We start from the raw sequence: 18,376 nt of genomic DNA, 5'->3' as shown, positions 1-18,376 counted from the left end.
TATTTACATACAACTCAATCCAACTCTTGATTCGCATTATTTCAATATCTTTATCTAAAAAAATAATTATTGATGAAAAAAGAATATCATAAAGAAAAATTACAAACTATTGTACTTTCTAATAAGGGAGGTATGGAAGTAACCGTACTTAATTTTGGTGGTGTGATTAGCTCTATTAAAGTGCCTGTAAAGGGGAAAAAAGTAGAGTGTGTATTGGGCTTCGACACGTTTGAAGAGTACGTAAGTGAGGCTTACCGCAAAGAGTATCCGTATCTTGGTGCGATTATAGGGCGTAATGCAGGTCGTATAAAGTATGGAAAAGCTATTATCGATGGCAAGGAAATACAATTGAACTGCAATTTAGGAGAAAATCAAATACACGGAGGCTCAGTAGGCTTTGATAGTGTCTTTTGGGACGTAGTGGCAGTAAATAGGGGAGATGATAATTCTTCAGTAACCTTACAATATGTTTCTAAAGACGGCGAAGAGGGTTATCCAGGTGAGGTAACGGTGCGTGTAACCTATACGCTTACTTCCGATAACCGTTTGCGAATTGATTATCACGGCACCACCGATGCACCTACTATTTTAAATCTCACTCAGCATACGTATTTTAATCTCAATGAAAGCAATACCGATGTGCTTAACAATACCTTACAAATAAAAGCCGATAAGTACGTACCGTTAGAAGAAGGGTTCTTTACCCCTACAGGTGAACGTCCTCCTGTGGCTGGCACACGTTTGGATTACCGAAAAGGGCAAAAGGTATATGCTCATACTGATAATTCGTTTGTACGTGAGATTCCCTCTGAGGAAGTAATGGCTACACTTACTAACGGAGAAGGTTCATTGGCAATGGAAGTGCGTACCGATCACCCTGTGTTGCATATCTATGCAGGATATTATTTGCCTGATTTGCAACCACTTCATCGCAAAACTATAGGGCAAAGCAGAGGAATTTGTTTTGAAGCACAAGGTTATGCCGATGCTACTAAACATCCACAGTTCGATAATGTAGTGTTAAGACCTAAAGAAGAATATAATTTCTTTACTGAATTTAAGTTTATGCACCTTTCGTAGAAGGTATAAGATACATAGAAGTATAAAAAAAAGAGTCTGTACATCAGACTCTTTTTTATCCTATTACCATTTAAAATCTAGCTCTTTTGTTCTTTATTGAAGTACACCAAATAGTAATACATTTGTTTTTCTTCGTCCCAACCTTTCTCAATAAACTTATCAGCTGATTCTGGATTGATAAAGTCCATACGTATTTGGATATTAGTGTCTAAATCAATCACATTTTTAATTTTTTTGCGCACATCCGATACAGCCTTATTAACAATCGGGAAGGTTGATACATCTTCTATTTGGTACTTAGGTCCTTTCTCTACTTTGTAGTGCTTAAACTCTGGTATTAATTCAGGATTTTCAAACACTTCATTCATAAACGAGGTTTCTTCAAAATCATCATTCTTAGCGAAGTAATTAATCGCACGGTTCATAAACAAAACCTCTTCTTTTTTATCCTCAGCAGGCAAGATTACATCTTTGGCAAAGTCTTGGCTGAATTTTAAGTACTTTTTAGTATAGAAATTATCGTCTATTAACGCATCGACATTTAGAAAGTTCTCCAACCAATACTTAGTGTCATAACGATTGCTGTCGATGGAAAGTATTTTGTATCCGTCCTCTTTATTCACATTAAAGATAATACAACCTTTATCCAATCGGTGAATGTTCACTCCCTCTTGGATAATCATCTCCAACTGGTTAGCCTGTTCTTCAAACTGCAAAAAGCTGTTCCTCATTTCCGATTTGAAGATACCTACTGCTTTTACCTTTTCATTATCTAAATAACTATCGTGAAGAAGCGCTACATACACCTCTCCGCTTTTGATATGTGGGTGATTAGACTGATTGTACAAGTGTTGCGCAATCTTCTTAGATTGCTCGTGAATAGAGCTCTCGTTCTCAAAAATAGGAGTTACCAGCTGGTAAAGTTCATTGAACTCAACATCGGTATCGTGTACTAAGTGAAAGTAGTTTTCTTCTTTTTCACGGAAAGGTTTAAAGAAGTATTCTTTCAGTAGCCCTATAATCTCATCGTTTAGTGCATAAGGTTTTTCTGAAAGGAATAAAGGTTCTCCTTTGCTTAGATTACCTACCCTGTGAATAGAAAGTGTTTCAATGTTTGTTGTATATAAATTTAGCATAGTTACTTGTTATCTCTTACTATTACGTAATTAGTAGGATTCTTCTTCACTGAAACTTCCATAATCGTCTTCGTCGAGGTCAAAATCGTTAAATTCATCTTCAAACTCATCAAAATCATCAGCTACGAATGATTTCTCGGGAGCTTCAGCAGGAATAGAACCGTGAGCGTATATCAAAGCAGGATAAGAGGCGCCTGTTTCTTCTTCATCAATCTCTACTAATTCTACGAAGAACGTCCACATCGACATAAAGTCGTATACGTACAACAGTTTAGGCTCTTCTTCACTTACTACCGATTCGATGGTTGTCTCTTCCATCAAGCGCATTTCTCCACTTTCTGATACATCAAAAAGGGTGATTTCCTCTCCCTGATTCCAATCCTCATCGGTAAGATAGAAAGAAGCCATTTCGTCACCAGCAAAGCCAAATGATTGGTTGATTACATTGTGTAAATCTTCCAAAGTAGCTTCTCCCTGAATGATAATATCTCTAAAAACGTCTTCTTTAACGTCGAGTATCACTCTGAATTTGTATACCATTTTTAGTTTTTAGTTATTTTAGTTGTTAGTAAAAAACTTTGTCAAAGGTCGTAGCACGACAGGCTGTTAGAGACTTTGACAAAGTTTGTATATCCTTATTTTTTATACTTATTTAGCTATATCTGTAATTTCAATATCGAAAATAAGGTCGCTATTAGGTGGAATCACATCGCCAGCACCTCTTTCGCCATATCCTAAAGCAGCAGGAATAAATACGCGTATTTTATCACCTACTTTCATTGTAAGCAAAGCATCTCTGAAGCCTGGTATAAGTTGTGCAGAAGTGTTGTAAGGCATAGGGAAGGCTTGGTATCCTCCTTGTTGTTCACGTAATGAGTTGTATTTACCATAAGCCTCTTCAATTTCTTTTACGTTAGAATCGAAAAGGGTTCCGTTTTTCAAATAACCTGCGTAGTTTACCATTACTTGATGTGTGTGATTAGGTTGTTTGCCTTTGCCATCAACTAACTTAAAGATTTTTACTCCTGAAGGAAGTGCTTTGGCTTGTGGTTCCTGTACTTTTACTTCTTCTAAGAACTTAGCTGCAGCGGCTTTCGTCTTAGCCTCTCTTTCTCGTTCTCTCTTGTTAATTTCTTTGAAGTAATCTTCAAAAACTTTTACAGCATTGAAGTTTTTAGCATCTTTACCATTGGCAATAATAGTAATCTTATTGATTTTGATATCCTTTTCAGGCTTGTCGTTCATTACTGTTTTAGTATTAGCAATAGCATCTATTACTTCTAAACCTTTCACCGTTTCGCCGAATACTGTGTGGCGACCATCTAAATGAGGAGTAGGCACTTGGGTAATAAAAAACTGACTGCCATTGGTAGCTGGTCCTGCGTTTGCCATTGACAAGATTCCTTTTTTATCGTGTTTTAAAGTGGGCACTATCTCATCTTCAAATCGGTAACCGGGTTCTCCCATTCCGGTGCCGGTAGGGTCACCTCCTTGTATCATAAAATCCTTGATTACTCGGTGGAAAATTGTTCCGTTGTAAAACGGTTTACCTTTGTATTCAGCTTTTACGAAAGTGTTTTTACCTTCTGCCAAAGTAACAAAGTTGGCTACTGTTACAGGAGTTTCTTTGTAGTTTAGTTTTACAATAATATTTCCTTGAGTAGTTTCAATATCCGCAAATAAGCCATCGCCTAAATCTTTATAGGCTTTCTTTTGCGAATTGCAACTGAAAAATACAAACATTGCAGAAAGCAATGCGATAAAATTGAGTCGTCTCATATATAAAATTAATTAAAATTTCTACTTATTCAGGTCGTGGTTCTATTTTCTCTTTGTTCTTTTCAATTTTAAAAACCTCTATCTTGGCAATAATAGGCTGGTTGAAAGTTATTTTATCTTTATCACCACGATAACCATAGGCTACGCTCGAGGGGAAAAAGAAAACACCACTTTCTTTCTCTTTTAGCAATTTTAGTGCTGAACGTAACCCTTGGAATACCTCTTCTTTATCTACATTATACTTATAATCACCATCAGGTTTCTCTTGGTAGAGTTCGTTACCCTGCAAATCCGAAAGACTGTAATCATAAGTTACGATATCGCCAAACTGTGCTGTGTAGTCAGTATTAGGATTTTGGTTTAGGTAATAGAATTTAAAACCGTGTTGTGAATCTATAAAGGTGTGGAGCGTATCTTTTTTGATAATAGAATCAATAAGAGCTTCTTCTGAAGCTAATAGCGCTTTGTTTTTCTTAGCCGATTCCTTTAAAAAGGTACTTGTTTTCTTGGTTACAGGGTGGCGTGCTTGTCGGTCGGCACAACTTATGAAAATTATGCCAGCAACCATTATTATTGCTATTTTTTTGAGTATATTCATTGTATTTTAAATATTCTTGTGAATAAAATCTGGCAAAACTTGTTTAAAATAAGTTACGGCTTCTTCCATTGTACCGTCAAATCTACCTCCTGCAGCATTGATGTGCCCTCCGCCGTTGAAATATTTGCGTGCAAACAGGTTTACATCGTTATCACCTTTGGAACGCAACGACATTTTTATAAAATCGCCTTCTTGAATGAAGATTACTGCCAGCTTGGTGTTCTTAATGGTAAGCCCATAATTTACGAAACCGTCAGTATCTCCTTTTTGGCAGTCATATTGTTGTAGTTCTTCCGAATTAAGCGTTGTGTAAGCCGTGTCGTACTCTTTTAAATACGTCATATTTTTCAGAACTACACTCAGTAATTGCAATTTGTTAAATGAATTATTATCAAACACATTACTGTTAATCTGACTGTTTTTAGCTCCTTTTTCGATAAGGAAAGCAGCTATTTTTAGCGTGTTGCTAGTAGTGGTGGGGTATTTAAAATTTCCCGTATCGGTCATTATTCCTGTGTACAAACAAGTAGCTATTTCTCTATCTATTTGGTTTTTATCGCCCATTGCATCAATAAACGAATATACCATTGCGCAGGTAGAGCTGGCATTGGGGTTAGAGAAAGTTACTTTGGCATAAGTCTCAGGTGCTTGATGATGGTCAATCATCACAAATGTAGCTGCCGAGTTTTCTAATAAAGGTGTGAGTCCATCAGCGCGTTTAAGCGAATTGAAATCAAGCGTAAAGATGAGCGTAGAGTTTTCTATTTGTTTTTTTGCCTTTTCAGGAGCATTGTCATAGATGAGAATCTCATCGGCTGAGGGTAACCATTTTAAATAATCAGGAAAATCATTGGGCGACACCACCGTTACATCTTGGTGCAATTGCTTTAAATACAAGTATAGTCCCAAGCAACTCCCTATGGCATCTCCATCAGGGCTTTTGTGAGGAATGATACTTATTTTCAGCTGTTTTTTAAGTAGTAGCTTAACGTTTTCTATATCATATATATTCATAGGGTGCGAAAGTACGACATTAATTTGTTCTTAATGTTTTCATATCTGAAAAATTTTAAAATTGAAAAAGAAATGATTAATTTGCAGGACAAAGGTAGTAATTAATTTTTAATGACAAAAAAATAATTTTGTTTTTTAATGGATATTCGTTGATAATGAACTCTTAGCGATAATAAGTAATTATCAGTTGATAACAACTAGTTCCGCTGGTGTAACAAATAATTATCAATTGATGATAAAAAGAAAACAGAGTAGGGGATAGGATTATTGTAGAATTACAAAAATATTACACGAAAAACTATTGTATAGTATTCTTTCTGCAAAAGCTATATAAAGAGCCCCATCTAATTATTTATTAGATGGGGCTGTTATTATTTGCCTGCGGAGGCTCTCCGCTATTTTACTTCTTCGAAATCTACGTCTTGAACGTTGTCTGTATTGACGTCTTGTGCCCCACCAGTGTTAGGTTGCTCTTGTGCGGTAGAGCTACCACCTCCCTGTTGGGCTTTGTAGATGTCCTCAGAGGCTTGTTGCCAAGCAGTATTGATTTTGCCCAAAGCAGTTTCAATAGAGCTGAGGTCTTTGCCGTCGTAAGCTGTTTTAAGTTCGCTAAGAGCAGTCTCGATAGCGCCTTTCTTGTCGGCTGGGATTTTATCGCCAAACTCTTTGAGTTGTTTTTCAGTTTGGAATATCATCGCATCAGCTTCGTTGAGTTTATCTACTTTTTCTTTGGCTTTCTTATCAGCTTCGGCATTGGCTTCGGCTTCGCGTTTCATCTTCTCGATATCTTCTTTTGAAAGTCCAGAAGATGCTTCTATACGGATATTGTGAGACTTGCCTGTACCTTTATCAGTTGCCGATACGTTGATGATACCGTTAGCATCGATATCGAAGGTAACCTCAATTTGTGGTACGCCACGTGGGGCAGGCGGAATGTTATCTAAGTGAAAACGACCGATAGTCTTGTTGTCGTTTGCCATAGGTCTTTCACCTTGCAATACGTGAATTTCCACACTCGGTTGATTGTCGGCAGCAGTTGAGAACACTTGCGATTTCTTAGTAGGGATAGTGGTATTGGCTTCTATCAGTTTAGTCATCACACCTCCCATAGTTTCGATACCCAAAGAAAGAGGAGTAACGTCCAAAAGCAATACATCTTTCACATCACCAGTAAGTACGCCCCCTTGAATAGCGGCTCCAATGGCTACTACCTCATCGGGGTTTACGCTTTTATTAGGTTTTTTACCAAAGAATTTTTCAACGGCTTCTTGTACGGCAGGAATACGAGTAGAACCACCTACTAAGATTACTTCGTTGATATCACTTACGCTGAGACCTGCATTTTCTAACGCTTTTTTGCAAGGTTCAATTGTGCGTTTTACTAGGTCGTCGATAAGTTGTTCAAATTTAGCACGGCTGAGCTTGCGCACCAAGTGTTTAGGACCTGAAGCTGTAGCAGTGATATAAGGCAAGTTAATTTCGGTTTCAGTAGTTGAAGAGAGTTCAATCTTAGCCTTTTCAGCAGCTTCTTTAAGACGTTGCAACGCCATAGGGTCTTTACGAAGGTCGATTTGTTCTTCTTTTTCAAACTCTTCAGCCAACCAGTTGATGATTTTTTCATCTACATCATCACCTCCTAAGTGGGTATCACCATCAGTAGCGAGTACTTCAAACACGCCGTCGCCAAGTTCCAAGATAGACACATCGTGAGTACCACCACCAAAGTCGAATACAACAATCTTATGGTCGCTATGGTCTTTATCCAAGCCATAAGCCAATGCAGCGGCAGTAGGTTCGTTGATGATACGTTCTACTTTCAATCCTGCGATTTCACCTGCTTCTTTAGTAGCTTGACGTTGAGCGTCGTTAAAGTAAGCTGGTACAGTAATTACCGCGCTTGTTACGGGTTGCCCTAAGAAGTCTTCTGCAGTTTTCTTCATCTTTTGAAGAATCATAGCTGAGATTTCTTGTGGAGTATACAAACGTCCGTCTATGTCCACACGAGGAGTATCGTTGTCGCCACGCACTACTTTATAAGGTACACGAGCGATTTCTTTTTCCAATTCAGAAAACTTGTTCCCCATAAAACGCTTGATAGAATATACCGTATTTTTAGGGTTGGTAACTGCCTGACGTTTGGCAGCGTCACCTACTTTTATTTCGCCACCTTCGGTAAAAGCTACCACTGAAGGGGTTGTGCGTTTACCTTCGGCATTGGTAATCACCACGGGGTCATTACCTTCCATTACAGAAACACAAGAGTTTGTGGTTCCTAAGTCAATACCTATAATCTTACTCATATTAATATTATCGTTTTTTTAAGTTCAACATTATTTTTGTAAGCCTTACGCTTACGCAGTTAGTTGCAGTCAATCACTGTGCCAAAGGGCTAAAAACTGACAAATTGTCATTTTTGACTATTCCTAAATACCAATTGGTTATCAAAAGCATCTAATAAGATGACAGCATCGCGTTGTACTGTGCCACTCAAAATTTCTTTAGAAAGCTTGTTAAGCACTTCTTTCTGAATGATACGTTTCACTGGACGAGCACCAAACTGAGGGTCAAAACCTTTTTGTGCTAAGTAATCAATAGCCTCATCGGTAGCATCGAGTAAAATACCTTCTTTGGCAACCATACGGAACACTGATTGCAATTGCAAACGCACAATACTACGGATATTGTTAGCGTTGAGCGGTGTGAACATTATAATGTCATCTATACGGTTCAAAAACTCAGGACGTACAGTTTGTTTGAGGAGTTGTAACACCTCGTCACGTGACTCGTCGATAGCGCGCTCGGTATCCTTAGGATACTTCTCAAAAGTTTCCTGAATGATATGGCTACCCATATTGGAGGTCATAATGATAATCGTATTCTTAAAGTCGGCGGTACGACCTTTGTTGTCAGTAAGCCTACCTTCATCGAGTACTTGCAACAAGATGTTGAAAGTATCGGGGTGAGCTTTTTCGATTTCGTCTAAAAGTATTACGGAATACGGACGGCGACGTACAGCCTCAGTAAGCTGACCACCTTCGTCATAACCCACATATCCTGGAGGCGCACCTACTAATCGGCTAACAGCGTGTTTCTCTTGGTATTCACTCATATCTATACGCGTCATTGCATTTTCATCGTCGAATAGATATTCGGCTAAAGCTTTGGCAAGCTCGGTTTTACCAACCCCCGTAGTTCCTAAGAAAAGGAATGAACCTATAGGACGACGTGGGTCTTGCAAACCAGCACGACTACGACGTATGGCATCGGAAACTGCCTCGATGGCTTCTTCTTGACCTACTACACGACGGTGCAATTCTTTTTCTAAGTTTAAGAGTTTTTCGCGTTCGCCTTGTAACATTTTAGCTACAGGTATACCTGTCCATTTTGCGACTACTTCAGCGATGTCTTCGGCGGTTACTTCTTCTTTTACAAGAGCATTTTCGTGTGATTTGCTGTCTAAATTCTTTTGCAATTCCACTAACTTGTCTTCCGCTTCTTTGATTTTTCCATAACGCAATTCGGCTACTTTACCGTAGTCACCTTCACGTTCAGCTCTATCGGCTTCCAAACGGTATTTCTCAATAGCTTCCTTAGTGGTTTGCACTTCATCAATTACGCTTTTTTCACTCTGCCATTTAGCATTGATGGCGTTACGTTCTTCTTTAAGATTTGCCAAATCTACATATAGCATTTTGAGCTTATCCTCGTCTTTCTCACGTTTGATAGCCTCAATTTCTATTTCGAGTTGCATTATCTTGCGGTCGAGTACGTCTAACTCTTCGGGTTTAGAATTGATTTCCATACGAAGCTTGGCAGCTGCCTCGTCCATTAGGTCTATTGCCTTATCGGGCAAAAAACGATTAGTAATATAGCGTTCAGAAAGTTCTACTGCTGCAATAATCGCCTCGTCTTTGATACGCACTTTGTGGTGAGTTTCGTATTTTTCTTTGATACCACGCAATATTGAGATAGCACTCTCGGTATCAGGTTCGTCTACCATTACCTTTTGAAAACGACGTTCCAAAGCTTTGTCTTTCTCAAAGTACTTTTGGTACTCATCGAGAGTAGTGGCACCAATGGCACGGAGTTCACCACGAGCTAAGGCAGGTTTTAATATATTAGCAGCGTCCATCGCACCTTCGCCTCCTCCTGCTCCCACAAGGGTGTGAATTTCATCTATAAACAGAATGATATTGCCATCGGAAGAGGTAACCTCTTTCACTACCGATTTGAGTCGTTCTTCAAACTCACCTTTGTACTTCGCACCTGCGATAAGGGCACCCATATCGAGGGAGTAAATTACCTTGTCTTTTAGGTTTTCAGGTACGTCACCTTTCACAATACGGTGCGCTAATCCTTCGGCTATAGCCGTTTTACCTACCCCAGGTTCACCCACCAACATAGGGTTGTTCTTGGTACGACGTGAAAGAATTTGCAATACACGACGTATTTCCTCATCACGACCAATGACAGGGTCGAGTTTCCCGCTATCGGCTAACTGATTAAGATTTTTGGCGTATTTGTTGAGCGAATTGTAAGTATCTTCAGCTGAAGCCGAAGTTACGCGTTCGCCTTTGCGCAATTCTTGAATAGCTTTCTCCAACTCTTTTTCACTTACGCCTTGGTCTTTGAGGGCTTGGGCGATTTTACTGTTTGATTTGAAGATAGCCAATATAAGGTGTTCTAAGGATACATATTCGTCATTCCATTTTTTAGCGATGTTAGCAGCTTCGTTCAGCATAGTGTTTGCTTCGCGTGAGAGCCCCATATCGCCACCGCTGACTTTGGCAAAGCCTTGCAGAGCAGTTTCTAACTGTTTATTTAATTGCTCGCGGTTGATATTCAATTTTTTGAATAGGAAAGGCAATACGTTTTCATCTACTTGCTCAATAGCTTTGAAGAAATGTTCGTTTTGCAATTCCTGGTGCCCATACTGTTGGGCAATTTGCTGAGCGGTTTGTACCGCTTCTTGCGCTTTGATAGTAAAGTTATTAAAATTCATATATTTTCAATTTAGTGTGTTCAACATTTTATGATTTGTTCACTCCCAATAGGGCAAGAGTTGTGCCAACAGCTTTTAACTGACAAAAAGGCAGTTTTTTAAAAGGATTTTTATACCAAATGTAATATTAAATAGAAATCTAAAAAATAATTAACAATCTGATTATTATTTAATAATAACTACTTGACAAGAAATGTGTAACAAGTGACAAAATGTCGGTGACTAATTGAATCTCTGTTCATTAACGGGTAGGTGCTGATACCTATCTATTTTTGAAGCTAAAGAGTAATAGTGCCTCTACTTCAAAACACTTACTGAAAATATGAGGTGGAATGAAAAAAGTTACTTGGCAGGTTGAAGGTTTCGAAAGATAACGGAGGGATTCGGAAGAGAAAATTTAGGTAAAAGGTAAAAAACAAGAGGTAAAGTAGCTGTTGAGAGGGTGGTGGTAGCTTATAGAGAGCTTATAGGAAGCTTATACGAATCTTGGAAGATAGATATAGAAAAGGTATATAAGTAGTTAATAATGAGAGGTTAAGAATGAGTAGAAAAAAGAGATTTAAGCAGATTTAAAGTAGAAGAAAAACGAAAATAAGAGAAAGAAGTAATCTTTTTAAAAGGAGAGTGTGGCGATACAAAAATGTGAGATGAGCAAAGGTAAATAGAAAAATAAACATTCTTCAAGAGAAAAAAATATAGATAGCTATTAGACTAAAAGACAAGGCTTACTAGAAGAAAGTGCGAAGACGAATTTAATATTACAATACCCAAAATACTAATAATACCAAATCAATGACGAGTTGCGAATGGCGAATGACAAGGTTGCAGGGAAGTAGCACGGGGGAACAAAATATAAAGCCTTTATATTGTGAATTGATATTTTTTTGTACCTTTGCACCAAAATATAGACAAAATGAAAGTAGCTGTGGTAATGGGAAGCAAGAGTGATTTGCCTGTGATGCAGGACGCTATTGATATCCTCAAGTCCTTTGGTATCACAACTGTGGTAGACATCGTATCGGCGCATCGCACGCCTGAAAAGCTGATGGAGTTCAGTAAGAACGCTCATAAAAAAGGCATTCAGGTAATCATTGCGGGAGCAGGGGGTGCAGCTCATTTACCTGGTATGGTCGCCTCGATGTCGCCTTTGCCTGTGATAGGTGTGCCGGTGAAAAGCAGTAACTCTATTGACGGTTGGGATTCTATCCTTTCTATCTTACAAATGCCTGGCGGAGTGCCTGTGGCTACCGTAGCTTTAAATGCTGCTAAGAACGCAGGTTTATTAGCCGTACAAATATTGGCAAGTGCCGACGCTATGCTCTTGCAAAAAATGATTGATTATAAAGAAAATTTGAAACAAGCGGTGCTTACTGCCGCAGCAACCCTCGACGATGAATAAAGATACTTTTCAAGGCTCACGTCTTTTATTATTAGACTTTGGCTCGCAATATACCCAACTTATTGCACGCCGTGTGCGCGAATTGAACGTGTATTGCGAAATGCACCCCTACAACCATTTGCCTGAGAACTTAGAAGACTTCTCGGCAGTGATACTCTCGGGTTCGCCTTATTCGGTGCGTAGTGCAGAAGCCTTGCACCCAGACCTATCAGCACTGAAAGGTAAAAAGCCTCTTTTGGCAGTATGTTACGGAGCGCAGTATTTGGCACACTTTGGCGGTGGTGAAGTAGCCCCTTCGAACATACGAGAGTACGGGCGTGCTCACCTTACCTATATTAAGCCTAATGAACCTCTTTTTGAAGGGATTGCAGAAGGAAGTGTAGTGTGGATGAGCCATAGTGACACTATCAAACAATTGCCTACTGGGGCGGTTTGTTTGGCGAGTACTCCTGATGTAGTGAACGCTGCTTATCGCATAGAAGGAGAAGAAACCTACGCAATTCAGTTTCACCCCGAAGTGACCCACTCAGCCGATGGAATGAAGCTATTAGCTAACTTCCTTTTCAAAATAGCGAAACTTACCCCTAATTGGACGTCCGACAACTTTGTAGAGATGACGGTTGCCCAGCTAAAAGCACAAGTGGGTAATGAGAAAGTGATATTAGGCTTATCGGGAGGAGTAGACTCTACGGTAGCTGCTGTATTACTTAACAAAGCGATTGGCAAGCAATTACATTGTATTTTTGTAAATAATGGACTCTTACGCAAAAACGAGTTCGAAAACGTACTGAAACAATATGAGGGTATGGGACTGAACGTGAAGGGTGTAGATGCCTCATCGCGTTTCCTTACTGCCTTAGCAGGCAAAACCGACCCCGAGGAGAAACGCAAAACCATAGGGCGCGTTTTTATTGAAGTATTTGATGATGAGGCTCATAAAATTACCGATGCTCAATGGTTGGCGCAAGGCACTATTTATCCTGACGTGATTGAATCACTATCAGTAAAGGGACCTTCAGCGACTATCAAATCACATCATAACGTAGGAGGCTTACCCGACTATATGAAATTGAAAGTAGTAGAGCCTTTGCGTATGCTCTTCAAAGATGAAGTGCGAAGAGTAGGACGCAGTTTAGGCATCAGCGATGAACTATTAGGCAGACACCCTTTTCCAGGACCTGGATTGGCTATCCGCATTTTGGGAGATATCACTGCCGAAAAGGTAACTATTTTGCAAGAAGTAGATACTATATTCATCAACGCACTGAAAGAAAACAACCTATACGACAAAGTGTGGCAAGCAGGGGCTATTTTACTGCCTATCAACAGTGTGGGAGTAATGGGAGACGAACGTACTTACGAACGTGTGGTAGCCTTGCGCGCTGTGGAAAGCATAGACGGTATGACGGCAGATTGGGTAGACTTACCTTATAAATTTCTGCAAAAAGTGTCTAACGATATTATCAATAAGGTGAAAGGCGTAAACCGTGTGGTATACGATATCAGCAGTAAACCGCCTGCCACGATAGAATGGGAATAGACAATAAACAATTTAGAATTATCAATTAACACTAAAAAATTAAATCATAAGACAATATTATGAAACAACTTTTTACATTAGCTTTGTTATTGTGCTTAGGAGTTGCCTATGCACAACCGCAAACGTACACAGCAAATAACTATGAAAGTATTGAAAATATAGCTAAGACCTATCGCTTTTCGCCTGCTGACATCTTAAAACTCAACCCTGGACTTAAAGATGGAGTACAAAAGGGAATGACTATCAATATTCCTATCAGTAAAGTGAAGCATTACAACACTCAACGTCCTGTAGGGTTTACAACTCACTTGGTAAAAGGAGGTGAGACTTTTTTTGGTTTGTCGCAAAAATACAACATCACTATTGATGATTTAAAGCGCTATAATTTAGACCTCTATATAAGAGAGTTACAAGAGGGTGAGCGCATTACTATTCCGCTATTTAGCAAAACAGCTGAAATGGTACAAAAAAGTGTACAAGGACAAAAACGGTACGTAGTAAAACCACAAGAAACACTTTGGCGCATCGCTAAAAACCACAATGTGAGTGTAGAGGAATTGGAAAAGCTGAACAAAAACGAAAAAGGTTTCAACCCTAATAGTATAAGAGAAGGGCAAGAAATCTGGGTGCCAGCCTCTTCTACTGATAGTACAGAGCTTGAACCACCAGCTCGCCCTAATACTAAGAAAGAAGTAGTGCTTTACCTTGTAGAGAGAGGGGAAGGATTTTACAGCTTAGAACGCAAGTTCGGTTTATCGGAGGCTGAGCTTGTGAAACTAAATCCTAGTCTTAAAGATGGATTGAAAAGCGATGCTCAAATATGGATACCCAAAGAGAATTACGAACACTATAAGAGTGCTTCACAGAATAATACAGCAAACTACAACTTTCAGAATTCTAACAATACCTTGCGTTCAGCATCTTCACCAGCCAATGTGAAGGAGATATCTTATATTTTACCCTTTAAACTATCGGATGTCAGCACTGGACAAGTTGCTATTATAAAATCTCGACTTACTGAAAATAAACTAACTCCTGTGGCTACCGATTTCTATTCAGGAGCCCTAATAGCTTTGGACTCCCTTCAAAAAATGGGATATAAGTTTAAAGTGAATGTATACGATAGTGAAGGTGACTTAAAGAAGATAGCTTCTAATGCCTCAGTACAGAACTCACAAGTGGTAATAGGTCCTTTTACCACCAAATCGTTTAATACTTTAGCATCATTGGTTACAAGTAACAATACGATATTATTAGCTCCTTTATCTAATAAGAATATAACTCTCAATCCTAATGTGTATCAGACCTTACCGAACGATGAGGTGTTGCAAGCACAAATGATTGACTATCTGAACAAAAACTATTCAGATGAGAATATGATTATCTTAGCTGATAGCAAGAATAGTTCTTTGCGTGAGAAATTAGAGCGTTCATTTCCTAATGCTAAGGTAGTAACTGAAATGTCGGCTAATGGATTTGTTAATGCTCTAAACTACAACAAGGAAAATGTGGTCTTATTACAGTCGAATGATATAGGTTACGTGTCGATGGCAGTGCGTTTGTTGCACAATGCGCTTAAATCTAAAAGGAACAACACCTTCCCTAAGATTATGTTGGCGACTGTGGATAGAGGTTCAGTATACGATTCTAATAATCTTTCTAACAACCAGCTATCCGATTTACGCTTTACTTATCCTACTGTAAATAAATATTCTAATGGTACAGATAGTTTTTCTGCGCGATATTTAAAGACTTATGGTATTCTACCTAATAAGTATGCTATTCGCGGATTTGACCTTACTATGGATGCTGTATTGCGTTTGGGAGTATCGGGCAATCTTACCAGTGCCAATACACGTATAGGAGAGACTTCTTACTTAGAGAATAAATTTGCCTACTTAAAAAATGCTTATAAGGGAGGTGGCTATGAAAACCAAGGCGTGTATATTGTACAGTATGACAATATGGAAGTAAAAGAATTAAAATAAAACTAAATTATAATTAAAAATGAGAGTAGCAGTAGTAGGCGTTACCGGAATGGTAGGTAACGTGATGTTAGAAGTACTTGCAGAACACAAATTTCCCGTAACCGAATTAATTCCGGTAGCATCAGAGAAGTCAGTAGGGAAGAAAATTACTTTTCAAGGAACTGAATATACTGTGATAGGCTTACAACAAGCCGTATCGCTCAAACCCGATTTAGCTCTTTTTTCAGCAGGAGCTACCGTCTCTAAAGAATGGGCACCTAAGTTTGCCCAAGTAGGGACAACAGTGGTAGATAACTCATCGGCGTGGCGTATGGACGATACTAAAAAATTGGTAATTCCTGAAATCAATGCCGATGTGCTTACGAAAGACGATAAGATTATTGCAAACCCTAATTGTTCTACGATACAGATGCTCGTAGCTTTAGCTCCTTTACAAAAGAAATACGGTATCAAGCGTGTGGTAGTCTCTACTTACCAGTCGATTACAGGTACAGGAGTGAAAGCCGTACGCCAGTTAGAAAACGAATACAAAGGAGAAAAAGGCGAGATGGCTTATCATTACCCAATACACCGCAATGTGATTCCTCATTGTGACGTGTTTGAAGATAATGGTTATACCAAGGAAGAAATGAAATTGGTGCGTGAAACTAAAAAGATACTCCGAGACGACAGTATTGCAGTAACAGCTACAGCGGTGCGCATACCGGTAGTAGGCGGACATAGTGAAGCGGTGAATGTAGAATTGAAAAAGGATTTTAATGTTGATGAAGTGCGTGCACTCTTAGCACAATCGCCTGGGATTAAGGTGCAGGATAACACTGATACGAATACTTACCCTATGCCACTGTACGCTCACGGCAAAGATGATGTATTTGTAGGACGTATCCGTCGTGATGAGTCCCAACCTAATACTCTTAACTTATGGGTAGTAGCTGATAACCTGCGCAAAGGAGCTGCTACTAATACCATACAGATTGCTGAGTATCTCATCGCACATAGACTGTTATAGTAATGATGTATTTGAAAAGTATTAATGCTTAGAAAATATAAAAAAGTGTTACATTGATAATAAGAAAATAAAATATACAAAATTTTATAAATCTTATAATCAACCACTTACTAAAACACATAAAACTTTTTCAAAAAAAAATGTATAAAAATTTTGTAGGAAAATAAAAAGGTTATACCTTTGCACCCGCAAAAGAGGATAGTAATGCCTTTGGAGCGGAAAAAACAACACGTACATTGACATAATGTTGTACAGCACAAAAAAGATTTAAAGAATTGAGTGAAACCTGAAGTCAATAACTAAGAATCGGTTAGAAGATATAAAAGATTTTAACGATGAAGAGTTTGATCCTGGCTCAGGATGAACGCTAGCGGCAGGCCTAACACATGCAAGTCGAGGGGGAAGTTACTTTCGGGTAACTGAGACCGGCGTACGGGTGCGTAACGCGTATACAATCTGCCTTTCACTGGGGGATAGCCCGAAGAAATTTGGATTAATACCCCATAGTATAGTAGTGTGGCATCACACAACTATTAAAGCCTTGGTGGTGAAAGATGAGTATGCGTTCTATTAGCTAGTTGGAGAGGTAACGGCTCCCCAAGGCGATGATAGATAGGGGTTCTGAGAGGGATGTCCCCCACACTGGTACTGAGATACGGACCAGACTCCTACGGGAGGCAGCAGTGAGGAATATTGGACAATGGTCGGAAGACTGATCCAGCCATGCCGCGTGCAGGATGAAGGTCTTATGGATTGTAAACTGCTTTTGTAAGGGAAGAATAAGGACTACGTGTAGTTTGATGACGGTACCTTACGAATAAGCATCGGCTAACTCCGTGCCAGCAGCCGCGGTAATACGGAGGATGCGAGCGTTATCCGGAATCATTGGGTTTAAAGGGTCTGTAGGCGGGCTAATAAGTCAGAGGTGAAAGCGCTCAGCTCAACTGAGCAACTGCCTTTGAAACTGTTGGTCTTGAATGGTTGTGAAGTAGTTGGAATGTGTAGTGTAGCGGTGAAATGCTTAGATATTACACAGAACACCGATAGCGAAGGCATATTACTAACAATTAATTGACGCTGATGGACGAAAGCGTGGGGAGCGAACAGGATTAGATACCCTGGTAGTCCACGCTGTAAACGATGGATACTAGCTGTTTGGTTTAAGGATTGAGTGGCTAAGCGAAAGTGATAAGTATCCCACCTGGGGAGTACGTTCGCAAGAATGAAACTCAAAGGAATTGACGGGGGCCCGCACAAGCGGTGGAGCATGTGGTTTAATTCGATGATACGCGAGGAACCTTACCAAGGTTTAAATGGGGACTGACAGGGGTAGAGATACCTTTTTCTTCGGACAGTTTTCAAGGTGCTGCATGGTTGTCGTCAGCTCGTGCCGTGAGGTGTCAGGTTAAGTCCTATAACGAGCGCAACCCCTGCCATTAGTTGCTAACGAGTAGAGTCGAGCCCTCTAATGGGACTGCCGGTGCAAACCGAGAGGAAGGTGGGGATGACGTCAAATCATCACGGCCCTTACATCTTGGGCTACACACGTGCTACAATGGCCGTTACAGAGAGCAGCCACTGCGTGAGCAGGCGCGAATCTATAAAGACGGTCACAGTTCGGATCGGAGTCTGCAACTCGACTCCGTGAAGCTGGAATCGCTAGTAATCGGATATCAGCCATGATCCGGTGAATACGTTCCCGGGCCTTGTACACACCGCCCGTCAAGCCATGGAAGCTGGGAGTACCTGAAGACGGTTACCGCGAGGAGCTGTTTAGGGTAAAACTAGTGACTGGGGCTAAGTCGTAACAAGGTAGCCGTACCGGAAGGTG

The 18,376-nt window shown here is 39.7% G+C and carries 12 protein-coding genes and 1 rRNA gene; 6 read left to right on the top strand and 7 right to left on the bottom strand.

All coding sequences use genetic code 11. The annotated features are described in order from the left end of the window. The first annotated feature begins 72 nt into the window (after positions 1 to 72). Positions 73 to 1,080 carry an aldose epimerase family protein gene (locus ACSQ7D_RS08470; RefSeq protein ID WP_437135939.1) on the top strand — a complete coding sequence of 336 codons (1,008 nt, stop codon included), beginning with the start codon at positions 73 to 75 and terminating at the stop codon, positions 1,078 to 1,080. Positions 1,081 to 1,157: 77 nt separating this feature from the next. On the opposite strand, the gene ACSQ7D_RS08465 is transcribed toward ACSQ7D_RS08470, so the two are convergent. The 7 genes from ACSQ7D_RS08465 to clpB form a co-directional block, all read right to left on the bottom strand. Beyond that, positions 1,158 to 2,216 carry a nucleoid-associated protein gene (locus ACSQ7D_RS08465; protein ID WP_009411811.1) on the bottom strand — a complete coding sequence of 353 codons (1,059 nt, stop codon included), beginning with the start codon at positions 2,214 to 2,216 and terminating at the stop codon, positions 1,158 to 1,160. Positions 2,217 to 2,246: 30 nt separating this feature from the next. Then, positions 2,247 to 2,756 carry an IS1096 element passenger TnpR family protein gene (locus tag ACSQ7D_RS08460; RefSeq protein WP_048746766.1) on the bottom strand — a complete coding sequence of 170 codons (510 nt, stop codon included), beginning with the start codon at positions 2,754 to 2,756 and terminating at the stop codon, positions 2,247 to 2,249. A 108-nt stretch (positions 2,757 to 2,864) separates the two neighbouring features. Then, positions 2,865 to 3,995 (bottom strand): peptidylprolyl isomerase, encoded by a 1,131-nt coding sequence (locus tag ACSQ7D_RS08455; protein WP_437135938.1) that lies wholly within the window; start codon positions 3,993 to 3,995, stop codon positions 2,865 to 2,867. Between the two features lie 25 nt (positions 3,996 to 4,020). Then, entirely contained in the window at positions 4,021 to 4,593 is a 573-nt protein-coding gene (gene gldI, locus ACSQ7D_RS08450; protein WP_437135937.1) for a gliding motility-associated peptidyl-prolyl isomerase GldI, read from the bottom strand. Positions 4,594 to 4,599: 6 nt separating this feature from the next. Further along, the gene (locus tag ACSQ7D_RS08445) at positions 4,600 to 5,607 is read right to left on the bottom strand and encodes a DHH family phosphoesterase (RefSeq protein WP_437135936.1); all 1,008 of its coding nucleotides are present in this window, start codon (positions 5,605 to 5,607) and stop codon (positions 4,600 to 4,602) included. A gap of 395 nt (positions 5,608 to 6,002) precedes the next feature. Then, positions 6,003 to 7,907 (bottom strand): molecular chaperone DnaK, encoded by a 1,905-nt coding sequence (gene dnaK, locus ACSQ7D_RS08440; protein ID WP_437135935.1) that lies wholly within the window; start codon positions 7,905 to 7,907, stop codon positions 6,003 to 6,005. A 107-nt stretch (positions 7,908 to 8,014) separates the two neighbouring features. Next, the gene (gene clpB / locus ACSQ7D_RS08435; protein ID WP_437135934.1) at positions 8,015 to 10,609 is read right to left on the bottom strand and encodes an ATP-dependent chaperone ClpB; all 2,595 of its coding nucleotides are present in this window, start codon (positions 10,607 to 10,609) and stop codon (positions 8,015 to 8,017) included. Positions 10,610 to 11,522: 913 nt separating this feature from the next. On the opposite strand from clpB, the gene purE reads away from it, so the two are divergent. The 5 genes from purE to ACSQ7D_RS08410 all read left to right on the top strand — a co-directional run. Continuing rightward, entirely contained in the window at positions 11,523 to 12,008 is a 486-nt protein-coding gene (gene purE / locus ACSQ7D_RS08430; RefSeq protein ID WP_048746778.1) for a 5-(carboxyamino)imidazole ribonucleotide mutase, read from the top strand. Further along, positions 12,001 to 13,548, top strand: a complete 1,548-nt coding sequence (guaA, locus tag ACSQ7D_RS08425) for a glutamine-hydrolyzing GMP synthase (RefSeq protein WP_437135933.1) — start codon at positions 12,001 to 12,003, stop codon at positions 13,546 to 13,548. Before purE ends, guaA begins: the two co-directional genes overlap by 8 nt. Before the next feature lie 59 nt (positions 13,549 to 13,607). After that, positions 13,608 to 15,536 carry a LysM peptidoglycan-binding domain-containing protein gene (locus ACSQ7D_RS08420; RefSeq protein WP_437135932.1) on the top strand — a complete coding sequence of 643 codons (1,929 nt, stop codon included), beginning with the start codon at positions 13,608 to 13,610 and terminating at the stop codon, positions 15,534 to 15,536. A 19-nt stretch (positions 15,537 to 15,555) separates the two neighbouring features. After that, the gene (locus tag ACSQ7D_RS08415) at positions 15,556 to 16,545 is read left to right on the top strand and encodes an aspartate-semialdehyde dehydrogenase (RefSeq protein WP_437135931.1); all 990 of its coding nucleotides are present in this window, start codon (positions 15,556 to 15,558) and stop codon (positions 16,543 to 16,545) included. A gap of 332 nt (positions 16,546 to 16,877) precedes the next feature. Then, positions 16,878 to 18,376: ribosomal RNA gene (locus ACSQ7D_RS08410) — 16S ribosomal RNA — on the top strand; the annotation flags it as partial.

This window comes from Capnocytophaga sp. G1920, assembly GCF_051417515.1.
This window is presented reverse-complemented; position numbering and strand designations above follow the sequence as displayed.

Excerpts from the sequence above, each read along its gene's own strand:
- ACSQ7D_RS08470 (WP_437135939.1), top strand. The coding sequence starts at position 73 with ATGAAAAAAGAATATCATAAAGAAAAATTACAAACTATTGTACTTTCT.
- ACSQ7D_RS08465 (WP_009411811.1), bottom strand. The coding sequence starts at position 2,216 with ATGCTAAATTTATATACAACAAACATTGAAACACTTTCTATTCACAGG.
- ACSQ7D_RS08460 (WP_048746766.1), bottom strand. The coding sequence starts at position 2,756 with ATGGTATACAAATTCAGAGTGATACTCGACGTTAAAGAAGACGTTTTT.
- ACSQ7D_RS08455 (WP_437135938.1), bottom strand. The coding sequence starts at position 3,995 with ATGAGACGACTCAATTTTATCGCATTGCTTTCTGCAATGTTTGTATTT.
- gldI (WP_437135937.1), bottom strand. The coding sequence starts at position 4,593 with ATGAATATACTCAAAAAAATAGCAATAATAATGGTTGCTGGCATAATT.
- ACSQ7D_RS08445 (WP_437135936.1), bottom strand. The coding sequence starts at position 5,607 with ATGAATATATATGATATAGAAAACGTTAAGCTACTACTTAAAAAACAG.
- dnaK (WP_437135935.1), bottom strand. The coding sequence starts at position 7,907 with ATGAGTAAGATTATAGGTATTGACTTAGGAACCACAAACTCTTGTGTT.
- clpB (WP_437135934.1), bottom strand. The coding sequence starts at position 10,609 with ATGAATTTTAATAACTTTACTATCAAAGCGCAAGAAGCGGTACAAACC.
- purE (WP_048746778.1), top strand. The coding sequence starts at position 11,523 with ATGAAAGTAGCTGTGGTAATGGGAAGCAAGAGTGATTTGCCTGTGATG.
- guaA (WP_437135933.1), top strand. The coding sequence starts at position 12,001 with ATGAATAAAGATACTTTTCAAGGCTCACGTCTTTTATTATTAGACTTT.
- ACSQ7D_RS08420 (WP_437135932.1), top strand. The coding sequence starts at position 13,608 with ATGAAACAACTTTTTACATTAGCTTTGTTATTGTGCTTAGGAGTTGCC.
- ACSQ7D_RS08415 (WP_437135931.1), top strand. The coding sequence starts at position 15,556 with ATGAGAGTAGCAGTAGTAGGCGTTACCGGAATGGTAGGTAACGTGATG.